Raw genomic sequence first — 12,399 nt, 5'->3', positions numbered from 1 at the left:
GGAGATGTGACGAACAATCTCTCTTATCAAGGACCTGACGCCAAGGCTCCGAATACGGAGGATTTGGTCGACGTCAAAGCGCATGTGCGAACGGCTCCGGATGGAGATGTGACCGATGTACAGGAAAAGGCGCAAAAAACCACATACATAGGGATTGTGGCAGGACCCGTTCGTATTCGGGAAGCAAGTCCAGAGGTATTAAATAAAGTCATGGAGGTCGAAAGCCACGCTGCAGTGGGTCAAGTCGCCATTGATAAGATGATTCATTCTGTTAAGAAGAGTAAGAAAGAGTCTTAATGTACTATTCTGGATGAGTATCTATATGAAAGAAGCCCTCCTTGAAACAGTGGTATGTATTCCGCAGTTTACCAAGGTTTGGCTTCTTTTTTTGTTTTGTAATACTTTCACCCTGTTCGTTAGTATTGTTATAAGGGAAAATATGTATACAGAGCAACTGGTAAAGAGTATTGTGTGATCTTCCATTTTTTAGCATAGGGGTAGATTCAGATGGCAATCGTCCAAATCAGATCCACGAATCCGCAGCTTTCATTTCTAATCAAAAAAAATCCAAACTCCGGCATGATGCTTCGCTCGATTCGCAAGGGCATGGCGTACGGCTGGTACACGGATCAGCAGACGTTTAATGTGTATTTTAAGGATGCAGATAATGAGATCTCTTATAAGCAGCATGAGCAGGAAAATTTCGAGTATCTGAATGTCTCGAGGTACAATACACCTTTATTTCCGCTGAACGCAATAAATGAATTTTTCTCTGCGCCGCTTAAGGCACTCGATGAACGGGATATTGAAGGCTACGAACATGCCTTTTTCATTAATATGATTCATATTGAATTGGTCCGGTATATCGAGTTTTTCGAGAAGCACTTGAAAGATTTTACGTTCGAAATTACCCATCAGGCGCATAAGAGCTATTCCTTAACGGTGACAACACAGAAGAGCTTGTATCAGCTGCTCCATGCCGTCAGTGTATTGTGTTTGTTCCTTTCCATGTTCGGCAATGAGTATATCGATATTTCGGACAGCATTCTCGAGAAATACATCAAAAGTATGAATGTGATCAACGCGCCATTCTATATTCGCAGTCTCTTTGTGCGGAATTTCTTGTCCTCCAGGGAGCGTTTTCAGAAATACAAAGCGGAGCTGGAGAAAACGGATCGCTACAAGATTCAGTTCGCCTACGGTGGGACGGCGCTGCAGCGTAGAAATTATATCGGCAGCAAGCTAGCCTTCGACAAATCGATCTTAGATGTGGGGTGCGGCGAAGGATATTATGCCATCCCATATGCAGGGAAAATTGAGGGCAGTTATTATGCCGTCGACATCAATGAGGAGCAGCTGGAGAAGGTTAAGCGTAAAGCGGAGGCCAAAGAGATCGATAATGTTGTCACTTATGGCTCAATTGATCAGTTCCTGGAAAGCTATAACGGGGAGCAGGTCGATGTCATACTGACAGAGGTCATTGAACATATGAGTCAGGATGAAGCAAAACAACTGATTCGTCAGATCAGTGCCCATGTCGATTTTGACAACTTTATTATTACGACTCCTAACGCTGACTTTAACCACTATTACGAACTGAGCGATTTCCGTCATGACGATCACAAGTGGGAGCTGGGTACGGAAGCGTTTCAAAATTGGATGCACGATGTTATGGCAGGGACGAATCTGTGTGCCGAATTCGTAGCTGTTGGAGACGGCGTTAACCAAATTCAAACGACACAAGGTGTCATTCTCAAGAAAAGGGGGGCCTGAACGATGGACATTCAAGTGAAGGTGCATACGATTTTCATGCTAGTAGGGTCTACGGAATGCGGCAAAACGACGTTTGCCAACGAAGTGTTGATTCCCGGGCTTCGATTTGCGGATGCTGGCAAGAACGTGAAGGCCAATGTTCAATATTTGTCCTCCGATCAGATTCGCCAAGAGGTACTTGGCTTTGCATACGATAAGTACGATCAGGTGATGCTGGAGGCCAGCGAGCAAGCTTTTCACATGCTGTTTGAAAGGCTGACAATGGCAACGTCTTTTCCGGTTAATGCGGAATTCGTTGTGGTGGATACCACCGGGCTATCCGAGGATTTTCGGGCTAAAGTAAAGGAGATTGCTTTTCAAAACAATTATAATCTCGAGGTCATTGTTTTTGATTATCGAAAGCGGGAAGATTACTACGCCTCGGAGCGTTCGAAGAAGCTGATCACGAATCATATTAACCGACTAAAAAAAGAGGTTCTCAGCGCGCTGCCTCGCGAGGGGTACGGCAAGATCCATAAAGTACGGGCGAAGGACTTTTATTTGGCTGAAGAGGGAAAGGCGAATCCCGAGTACAATATCATCATTGAAGATTTGGATGCTTACTTGGCTAATTTGCTTCCTCAGGAGCAGCAGTACATTATTATTGGTGACGTCCATGAATGTGTAGACGATTTGAAAGGGCTGCTGCTCGACCACGGTTACAAGCTCGAAGCGGGCAAGCTGGTCATCACGGATAATCTGAGGCAGACCAAGCTTGTTTTGGTTGGCGACTGGATTGACAAGGGGAAACAAACGAAGGAAATCGTTGAGTTTCTGCATGAGAACAGGGAGCATTTTTACTTCGTACTTGGGAACCATGAAAACTTCGTCGACAAGTATATTAAAGGTGAGATTAACGGCGTTGATCAAGAGCTGCTCCAAATGTATTTTGACTCAACACAAGTATTAATGAACGACTCGGAACTGCTTAGAAAATTTCAGCACTTAGTGGCAATTTCCAAGCCGTTTTACCGGTATGTGGGGACGAAGGGCCCCTCCTTTTATGTCACTCACGCCCCGTGCCGGAAGAAGTATATTGGTAAGCTGGATCCCAATTCGATCCGGCATCAGCGAAATTTCCGCATTGACCGGGAAGTGCCATTGGAGGGACAGCTGGCTTTTCTGAAGGAGGAAGCGGTCAAAAATCATCCGTATCACGTGTTCGGGCACGTCGCAGCTAAGCAGTCTTTTCGAATCGCAAACAAGATTCATATTGACACGGGCAGTGTGCATGGCAACCTTTTGACCTCTGTCAGCATCTCGTACAAACCGTTTATGAAGTCCCGGAAGTCCCGCCAAGCGGTAATCACCGAGGAACTGCAAACTGTATTCAAGACCGAACGAAAGGTATCCATTCAGGACCTTGGAGAAGACGACATCCGCAGGCTCCATTATTGTTCAAGAAATAAAATCAACTTCATTTCAGGTACGATGTCACCGGCGGATAAGAATGAGGTAACGAATGAACTCGAGTGCTTGAAACGCGGTTTAGATTATTTTAGGGAACGCGGCGTTCAGCAAGTTGTCCTGCAGCCCAAATATATGGGTTCGAGATGCAATGTATACTTGCATAAAGATCTGGAGCAGTGTTTTGCAGTGAGTCGTAACGGATATAAGATTAACCATGTGGATCTAACGGGAATTTATAGGAAATTACTGGACGATTTCAGCGGCTTTATGGAAGAAAGGAAAGTTGCCATGCTGATTTTGGATGGGGAGCTCCTGCCATGGAAGGCGTTAGGTGAAGGCTTGATCGAAAGGCAGTTTAAGCCGATTGAAAAAGCTTTGGAGAAGGAGCTCTCGTTTCTGCGGCAAAACGGTTTTGAAGAGGCCCTTAATAAGCTCACTGCCGAATATGAAACGAGCGGGTTTGAGCAAGACCAGTATCATATTGCTAAACAGGCTTTAAGCGACAAGTACGGGTCGAGTGTGTACCAGAACTATAAGTATGTTCATGAGATTCGGGAAACATACGTTCCTTTATTAGGGCACTTAGAAGCCTATCAGACGTACAAAAGACAGCTGGAGCTGTATGCGGAAGACGAGGCCATGGCATATAAGCCTTTTGCCCTTCTGAAGATCGTGTATGATGACGGGAAGGAGGAAATTCCAGAATGGAAAACTTCGGAGATGTATGGTTTTCTGTCGGATGATGAGGCGCTTACACTGGAGTTATCTGATCCGGACAGTCTGGAGCAAGCGGAGCGTTACTTCTCCAAGCTTACGATGGAGAACCACATGGAAGGCGTCGTGATCAAGCCTGAGATGTGGAACGGGAAAACCGTACCTTACATGAAGGTGCGAAATGCTGATTACTTGTCCATCATTTACGGGTACGATTACAGATTTCCGCATAAGTACCGCAAGCTTCTGAAGCAAAAGAATGTGAATCAGAAGCTTCGCACTTCGCTAAATGAGTACCAGTACGGGATGCGGATGCTGGCGGTGCCATTTGCTGAGATTATGCCGGAGCATGATGCTTATAAAGAGATCGCAGCTAATCTGCTTTTTGAGGTATCACAGGAGCGAGAAATTGATCCGCGTTTATAATACGGATAAGGTGTCTGGGTCCTTTATGGATTCGGGCACCTTTTGTATTAGGAATTTTTAAGTATGAACGAAATAGTCCCGTTCTGTTGGCGCTCGGAAGGGATATAATGCAATTAATGGAAGTCGTGTAGAAGTTATTTAGGAAGAGAAGTGTTAACGATGTTAAATCAAGCTGTAGAAAAAAGCTTAAGCAAGATGATGACCAAGCTGCTGAGGCATGCACCAGAGGACTTTGGCGTTGTTTTGGATCCTGCAGACGGTTCCTGTCCGGTAGCCACTCTGCTGGAAGCCATTCAGGCGCAGCCCAGATGGGCATGGGTGAAACAAGAAGATATCGAGCAGGTGGTGCGCAATTCGGATAAGCAGCGTTTTGAAATGGAGGGCGGTCGCATAAGAGCAAGGTACGGTCATAGCCATGATAAAGTTCAGTATGCTCCAGGCGAACCGCCGGCTGTTCTATATCATGGCACGAATAGAAAGGCTCTCGCATCCATCTTGAAAGAAGGATTGCATCCGATGAGCCGGCAATATGTTCATTTGTCGGAAGGCACTCATTTTGCTACACTCGCAGGCAGCCGTAGAGGAGAGTTGGTGATCCTTGAGGTCGATACGGTAAGTGCGAAGCAGCAGGGGGTCACTTTTTATTACGCGGGTAACGAAGTGTGGCTAGCTGAGGGTGTGCCGCCTATAAGCCTCTCCGTGGTGGAGAGTGAGTGAAAGGATAGGGGACGGGCAGGTCTCTGGGCTTCCGAGTCATGCGGATACGGAACATTTTTATCAATTGATATTAGAGCTTGAGCGCGAGAGGGGAGGAGTCGAATGAACCGAATGAACGATGAGACCTTGTACGATAAAATTAAAGGTGGCTTGTATGGCGTTGCCATTGGAGATGCTCTGGGAGGCACAACAGAATTTATGTCCGCACGGGAGATTAGAGTGCAATATGGCTACTTAAAGGAAATTATCGGTGGCGGTGTTTGGCAGTTGGAGCCTGGAGAAGTAACCGACGATACGATGATGACGCTTTGTGTAGCTGGGGGCATTCTAGAAAACCCGGCAGATCCTATGGAGCCAATCGGACGTCGTTTTATGGAATGGTATCATTCTAAGCCTAAAGATATTGGCAATACGATCCGTCTTGCTTTTGAGAATTACCATGATAACTGGTTTGAAGCGGCTTTCTTAACGGATCTGGATATGGGGCAAAGTGGTGGGAACGGCACTCTAATGAGATGTCTGCCAGCAGCACTGGCTTACACAGAGTTGTCCGATATGGAAAGGATATCCAGGATGCAGTCTAAAATGACTCACTACGACGAGAGATGCAATGAAGCCTGTGTGATCTACAATCGCATAGCTCATCGTCTTCTGGGTGGTGAAGAACTACGCAGTGCTATTCTTAGTGAGGTAGCAGGGACGGACTATGAAGGCCTCATACAAGAACCGCCGGACTGTGAGCCAAGCGGCTTTATCGTTCATACTTTCAGGTGGGTTCTGCACACGCTTCTCCATGCTGCAGATTTCAGTGAAGTTGTGCAAAGGGCAGCCAATTTAGGCGGAGACTCCGACACAATAGGCGCGATTGCCGGGGGGCTTGCAGGTATTTATTATGGCTATCATTCAATTCCCTCGGCATATTCGGATGTTATTCTGATCAAAGACCGCTTGGATGAAGTTGCGTTAGGCTTGTATCATTTGCGGTTGGGTGGTAAATAACAACTTCCACTTAGATTAACCCTTTGGTAATAAAAGCAAGCGGGGGAGGGGCAGCATGGCAGGTTCTCAACATACTCCGCCTCATTTTTGCAGTTCTTTCTGAGCAAATAGAATAGTTAATTTAATGGTATAAATAACAAAAAGATAACTTGTATCCAGTTGAACTAGCAGCGGAATTTCACTTTCGTTTTGTCTATATTCGCCCGTTTACTGGCGTTAACGGGCGTGCTGCCCGCTTATTAATGTACTTAATTTTTATGAAATATGGGTTCCGCCAGCTATTGTAAAAGCGGCCAATAATATTCGTTCAATTAATCTCTGCATGCGTTGAAGATAGTTTGCAAAAGTATATTAACACCGTAAAATAAATCTATTAACAATAAAAGAGGCTCCATCACGGCGCCTCTTTCGTATAATCCTCCCCATACCGCTCCAGGGCCTTCGTCGAGGCCTCAAGCATCCGTTTTTTCAAATAAGAACCCTCCACCACACGAACCCGCTTACCGAGAAAGCGAATCTTCAGCAGCAAAAACTCCATTTCATCGCCCATCAAACAGATGCGGATGCGGTAGATGTCGTCTTCTTCATCAAAGACAACCGTCTTGTCAAAGCATGAAAAGGCATAAAGGATTCTCGAAAGCTCCCGATTATACTCCTTAGCGACTTCGACGAACACTTCCGTTTTTCTAGACTCCAACGTCGTTTTAACCCATTCCAAGAGCTTGTCAGCATACGTTGAACCTATGGATTCAGCATGGATCGAATCGATATTTTTCAATCTAGTGCTCATGAGCGCACGACGGCCGAGGTGATACCAGATGAGGTACCACTCCCGCTTAACCATGGAATATTCGAGCTTACACGGTAGTCCGCTCACATCTGCACAGACGTTTCCACTTTTAAGTTTGTATGAAATTCGCATGCTGGACTTGCTCATGAGCAGGCGGCGCAAGGGACGTAAGAGGGGATGATAAACCCTCTGCTCTGTAGCACTGGCCTTTTCAAGCAGATGCTCGGACAGGTCCATGGATGAATCTTGTTCGAGTATGGAAGTAAGTTTCCGTAATGTATCCGGTGTAAAAGCGACAGATGCCGCCGGATTCTGAAGCATGAGCCGCAGCCAAGCACGTTCGTGTGAAGTGACGACGAAGGTCCCGGAATCTTCTAAGCGCGACAAGATTTGATAGTTAAATATTTTCTCAAATAGATTCATAGTAAGCCCGGATCTCCTTCCATTCGGCAATCATCTCGCGGCGTAAATGCGACGGCTCCAACACTTCACAGCTTGAACCGAAGCTTCGCAACCAGGGTTTAATCTCCGTAGTACCGTTAACGGCGATTTCGTAAATAAACGACTGTCCGTCTTCCTCGACGATCTGTCCCCATTGCCCTTGAAGTTCTACACGTGCTCTGATGAAGTCCCGCTCTGTAGCATCCGGTTTGAAAAACCGGGCACGTACCGTAACCGTCCGCCCGGTATCGATGAGCCAACTATTTTGAATGCTCCGCTCTAAAGCTGCCAGCTGACTATTAAATATGTCCTCTTCTACGAAATCCGTTTCCTCGATTTGGGTCATGCCCTCCACACGAAACTTAGAAATCCCGTTCCTGCCATTACCCAATAAATACCAGCGGCCATACTGGTGGTCGTACACAACTTTTAACGGAAGCGTAACAATTTGGTTACCTTCTGATTCGCGTTCAAATAAGGGATTTGTATTTTTCGCTCTATAACTTTTCTCCGTCTTGGGGGAAAAATAAAGAAACGTAACTTTTCGACGGTTGCGAATAGCATGGATCAGCGCAAATAGATGAGCCTCATCTAAAATGCGGGAAGGATAATGATACTTGTATAGGAACGGCTCTACGATATGCTTCTCCATTTGGCTTCGCTGTAAGTGTTTTTTCAAGCCTTCCCGAAGCAGGTACCCTTGGACAGAAGGGATTTGAGTGTTGGACATGATGTCCACATAGTCATACAAATCCAACAGTTCCTCATCGGTTAACTCCTGAATGAAGTAGTTTCGGACGCGGTAACGGTAAGGGCGCGTTTTTGACTCTCGTTGAATGACGCCCACTTCTTCCAAGTATTTAATGTCGTTTCGAATTGTTTTTTCATCTGGAAGGGACGATTCGGGTGGCATTTGGCTAGCGCAAATATCCAACAGCTCCGAAGTTGTGAACGCTTCTTCCTTCATTGCAGTCAAAAGCAGCGAAAGGCGCATACTTTCTGACTCTTTTAGAGATTTGGCGCGAAATAAAAACAAAAGCATTGGATCGGCAGAGTCGCGATATTGAAATCTAAGAGTTTCCTCCAGTTCCTTACTCTGCTCTTCAGGAAGTCCTTGGTACATGGTATTCACGATATCTTTAAGCCGACGAATGGTTTTATCTAAAGTATGAACGGAAATCCCTAGCCGCTCTGCGAACTGTTGTCTGCTGTAGGCTCCGCTTGTCAGCGTCATCATACGCAGGAATTGAATTTCTTTATCAAAACTTTCCTTAGCCATCTAGTTCCTCCATCTACCCCAGTTCTTTCCTTATTGTAACAGGGTAAAGATAAAGCCGAAATGGAAAAAATATGTATAGTCGTAATACTTTCACCATGTTCGTCGGCCTTGAAATCGGCGATGATAATACCAGAAGATAACAACTCGGTAATTTGAAAGAAGAGGGCGAAGATCATGCTACAAGTTAGCAAGCAAATCCAGCAAGAGTTGGTACAGATAGAACAAGAACAGAATGTCCGTATTATATATGCATGTGAGTCGGGCAGCCGCGCATGGGGATTTCCCTCTCAAGACAGCGATTATGACGTACGATTTCTATATATAAGACCTGAGGAATGGTATTTATCTGTCTTCGATAAACGCGATGTGATCGAGAGGCCGATTAGCGATATGCTGGACATGAATGGTTGGGATTTGCGCAAAGCGCTGCGGCTATTCAGGAAATCGAATCCGCCTTTGTTGGAATGGCTGCAATCTCCTATTCGTTATATGGAGAAATCCAGTGTCGCCGAACAAATCCGCGGGCTGTCTCCATTAGCGTTTTCACCAAGATCATGTATGTATCATTACCTTCACATGGCTAAAGGAAATTATCGCGAGTACCTTCAAGGCGAGCGGGTAAAAATAAAGAAATATTTTTACGTTCTGCGTCCGATCTTGGCATGTGAATGGATAGAGAGGTACAATGCTATGCCTCCCATTGAATTTAAGGACTTGGTCGATCACCTGGTACCCAGTGATTCCGTGTTGAGCGCAGCTATCGAGAACCTGCTGGAGCGCAAAATAGCTGGTGACGAAATGGACATGGAGCTCAAAGTCGATGCCATCAATGAATACCTCGAAGCGCAAATCACCCGTCTTGAACAGATAGCCTTATCCATACCAGCCTCAGAAGCCCAATACGAGCGTCAACTTGATGCGTTATTTCGGTCAGCATTGAAAGAAGTTTGGCATCCAGCCAATTAGGGAGTTGTTAATGATGACATATCAATCGATAGATGGAGTTCGTGTTTGGGGAAAACCGGATGAGAGTGCACTTACTCAAGCGAAAATATGTGCACAAAACGGGCGCGTGGTGCAAGCGCTGCTTATGGCGGACCATCACAAAGGATATAGCCAGCCAATCGGCGGAGTTATGGCTTATGAGGGGCAAATCTCTCCGTCGGGCGTGGGCTATGATATTGCCTGTGGGAATAAGGCGGTCAGAACAAATATTCGTGTCCAGGACGCGCTCCCGCAAATGAACCGTTGGATGGATGAGATCGCACGCAAGGTTTCTTTTGGTATTGGACGGTCGAACAAGGAGAAGGTCGATCATGACCTGTTTGATGATCCGGACTGGGCGGTTTATGCTGCGCTGGGTAAGCAAGAGCACGACAAGCTGAAGGCATTAGCCCGCGATCAGCTGGGGACGGTAGGCAGCGGTAATCATTTTGTTGATTTGTTTGTGGAAGAAGCAACGGGGGCGATCTGGATTGCCAATCATTTTGGCAGCCGTGGTTTTGGCCATAAGACGGCAAGTGGCTTTCTAAATTTAGCGGCTGGAAGAAAATTTTTCGATAAGGCTCCCGGGGAGAGTATGGACCAAGCCCCTACACTTCTTGAAATGAACAGTGAAGTCGGTGATATGTATTACCGCGCCATGAAGCTGGCTGGACGGTATGCTTATGCCGGGCGCGATTACGTCATCGCACAGGTGCTTGCGATTCTAGGAGCAGAGGCGGAGTTCGCAGTCCATAACCACCATAACTTTGCCTGGCTAGAGGAGCACGAAGGGAAACAGACGGTGGTCGTTCGTAAGGGCGCAACCCCCTCAGCTCCAGGGCAATTGGGCTTCATCGGAGGCAGTATGGGTGATATTTCAGTGATTGTCCGCGGGAAGAATTCCGTAGAGAACAGGGAAGCTTACTACAGCACTGTCCATGGTGCGGGAAGAATTATGAGCCGAACCCAAGCGGCAGGCAAAATGAATTGGAAAACGAGATCACGCAGCGGCGGACAGATTTCGCATGAGCAGATGATGCAAGCCGTCCGCAGCTACGGTGTGGAACTCCGCGGTGCCGGAACGGACGAGAGCCCTTTTGTATACCGAAAGCTGCAGGAAGTATTGGACGCTCATTCAGAAACCATCGATATTCTTCATGTGTTGAAGCCGATTGGTGTGTGTATGGCAGGGGCGGATGAATTTGATCCCTATAAGGATTAAACATCCTTAGTTCCACGAAAAAAACCAAGTAAATATAGTGATTTTGAGGGTATACAGCGGGGATGCTGTTTACTATAAATTAGAGGTGTTATTAGGAAGTCGTTGCCTAGAGGGCCAGCTCCATGTGAGTTGGCCTATTTTAATTGCAAACCTTGACATTTCATTTCATTATGTCATAATGAAATTATCAAATTGACAATATTGACTACGCGAAGCAGGTGCCACATGAATCCAAACGAGAACGAACGCAACTACACACCCAGTAAATACCGCACCCCCGACGGAGCACCGAGCGATATTGCGATCTTCACCATCACTACAACCGAGAAGCTCACCGTGAAAAAAGCGCTCCCCACCCGGGAGCTGCGGGTGATGCTGGTCCAAAGGAAGGCGTGGCCGTTTGCAGGGCAATGGGCCCTGCCGGGAGGGTTTTGCCACGAATCAGAAAGCATGCATGAATGTGCGCGACGGGAGCTGCAAGAGGAGACCGGTGTGGCGGACGTCCACATGGAATATTTCAACGTCTACAGCAACCCGGGCCGTGATCCAAGAGGATGGATCATCTCACATGCGTTCCTTGCCCTCGTGCAGGAGAAGCGACTGGCGAGCCGGCGTGCAGCCGATGATGCGGCGGCGGTTCAGCTGCTGCCTGTAGAAGAGGCGCTCCGCATGGATCTAGCTTTCGATCACAAGGAGATCCTGAGCGACGCACTGAACAAAATTCGTGAGAAAATGGTCACGACGACGATTGCGAAGGAATTTCTTCCTGAGGAATTTACGATTAGCGAGCTGTACCAGGTGATTCAGACTGTTGTGCCGGATTTTGAGGAGAAAAATTTTATCCGCAAGATTACTTCAACCCAGAGCCGCAAAGGCATCATCGAGGAAGTGCGCGACCTGAACGGCGAACCGAAGCTGTCGAACCGTTACTCGCAGAGAGCTGCGCAGCTGTACCGTTTTACGGACCATAAGCCGCAGCTGTCGATTTATAGTTAAGCGGATAGCTATTGCACGATATCGAATAAAGGAGCTGGAATGAATGAGGGCTTTGATCGTGATTGACTATACGGTGGATTTTGTAGTTGGGAAGCTCCCTTGTGGGCAGCCGGGTATCGATATCGAAGAACAGATCGCGGAGCTAGCCGTGTCCTTTGCGGCAGCGGGGGACTGGGTGGTCATGGCGGTAGATCTGCACGATGAGCAAGACCCTTACCACCCGGAGTCCCGCTTATTCCCGCCGCATAATATTCGCGGAACGGAAGGGCGATCGCTCTACGGCAAGCTTGGTGAGGTCTATGCCCAGCAGCAGGAGCGCATGCATTGGATGGACAAAACGCGCTATAGCGCGTTTTGTGGAACGGACCTGGAGCTTCAGCTGCGCGCTAGAGGGATACAGGAAGTGCATCTGGTCGGCGTATGCACGGATATATGCGTGCTGCACACGGCAGTCGATGCCTACAACAAAGGTTTTTCGATCGTGGTGCATGCCGATGCGGTGGCGACATTTAACCCTCAGGGCCATGATTGGGCCTTGGGGCATTTTCAGAATACGCTGGGAGCGGCTATTTTTAAGGATAATCAGCTTGTCAGGCTCTAATGCAGGAG

Annotated in this window: 12 protein-coding genes; 10 read left to right on the top strand and 2 right to left on the bottom strand. The window is 47.1% G+C overall.

The genetic code is table 11. The features are described from left to right. The 6 genes from O9139_RS02600 to O9139_RS33265 form a co-directional block, all read left to right on the top strand. Positions 1-297 (top strand): hypothetical protein (locus tag O9139_RS02600; protein ID WP_270877893.1); only part of this gene is annotated, 297 nt, incomplete at its 5' end. Positions 298-507: 210 nt separating this feature from the next. Continuing rightward, a complete protein-coding gene (locus tag O9139_RS02595) occupies positions 508-1,773 on the top strand; it encodes a class I SAM-dependent methyltransferase (protein ID WP_270877892.1) in 1,266 nt (421 codons plus the stop codon). Positions 1,774-1,776: 3 nt separating this feature from the next. Further along, positions 1,777-4,362, top strand: coding sequence for a metallophosphoesterase (locus O9139_RS02590; RefSeq protein WP_270877891.1), 2,586 nt, complete (start codon positions 1,777-1,779; stop codon positions 4,360-4,362). Between the two features lie 159 nt (positions 4,363-4,521). After that, positions 4,522-5,079: an RNA 2'-phosphotransferase gene (locus O9139_RS02585; RefSeq protein WP_270877890.1), complete on the top strand. Its 558-nt coding sequence runs from the start codon at positions 4,522-4,524 to the stop codon at positions 5,077-5,079. 102 nt (positions 5,080-5,181) lie between these two features. Further along, the gene (locus O9139_RS02580) at positions 5,182-6,078 is read left to right on the top strand and encodes an ADP-ribosylglycohydrolase family protein (protein WP_377526543.1); all 897 of its coding nucleotides are present in this window, start codon (positions 5,182-5,184) and stop codon (positions 6,076-6,078) included. Between the two features lie 149 nt (positions 6,079-6,227). Next, complete coding sequence (locus tag O9139_RS33265) at positions 6,228-6,365, top strand: Fic family protein (RefSeq protein ID WP_377526541.1); 138 nt, start codon at positions 6,228-6,230, stop codon at positions 6,363-6,365. A gap of 107 nt (positions 6,366-6,472) precedes the next feature. Here the strand turns inward: O9139_RS33265 and O9139_RS02575 are convergent, their stop codons facing one another. Together O9139_RS02575 and O9139_RS02570 are read right to left on the bottom strand one after the other, a co-directional pair. After that, the gene (locus O9139_RS02575; protein ID WP_270877889.1) at positions 6,473-7,291 is read right to left on the bottom strand and encodes a WYL domain-containing protein; all 819 of its coding nucleotides are present in this window, start codon (positions 7,289-7,291) and stop codon (positions 6,473-6,475) included. Further along, positions 7,278-8,588: a helix-turn-helix transcriptional regulator gene (locus O9139_RS02570; RefSeq protein ID WP_270877888.1), complete on the bottom strand. Its 1,311-nt coding sequence runs from the start codon at positions 8,586-8,588 to the stop codon at positions 7,278-7,280. Before O9139_RS02570 ends, O9139_RS02575 begins: the two co-directional genes overlap by 14 nt. 174 nt (positions 8,589-8,762) lie before the next feature. On the opposite strand from O9139_RS02570, the gene O9139_RS02565 reads away from it, so the two are divergent. From O9139_RS02565 to O9139_RS02550, 4 genes are all read left to right on the top strand, one after another. Further along, positions 8,763-9,554: a nucleotidyltransferase domain-containing protein gene (locus O9139_RS02565; protein ID WP_270877887.1), complete on the top strand. Its 792-nt coding sequence runs from the start codon at positions 8,763-8,765 to the stop codon at positions 9,552-9,554. A gap of 13 nt (positions 9,555-9,567) precedes the next feature. Further along, the gene (locus O9139_RS02560; RefSeq protein ID WP_270877894.1) at positions 9,568-10,794 is read left to right on the top strand and encodes an RtcB family protein; all 1,227 of its coding nucleotides are present in this window, start codon (positions 9,568-9,570) and stop codon (positions 10,792-10,794) included. A gap of 225 nt (positions 10,795-11,019) precedes the next feature. Beyond that, complete coding sequence (locus O9139_RS02555; protein ID WP_270877886.1) at positions 11,020-11,790, top strand: NUDIX hydrolase; 771 nt, start codon at positions 11,020-11,022, stop codon at positions 11,788-11,790. Between the two features lie 43 nt (positions 11,791-11,833). Next, positions 11,834-12,391: a cysteine hydrolase family protein gene (locus tag O9139_RS02550; RefSeq protein WP_270877885.1), complete on the top strand. Its 558-nt coding sequence runs from the start codon at positions 11,834-11,836 to the stop codon at positions 12,389-12,391. Positions 12,392-12,399: the final 8 nt, after the last annotated feature.

Source organism: Paenibacillus aestuarii, assembly GCF_027789125.1.
GTDB lineage: Bacteria > Bacillota > Bacilli > Paenibacillales > NBRC-103111 > Paenibacillus_E > Paenibacillus_E aestuarii.
Note: the sequence above shows the minus strand (reverse complement) of the source record. Positions and strands in the feature narration are given on the sequence as shown.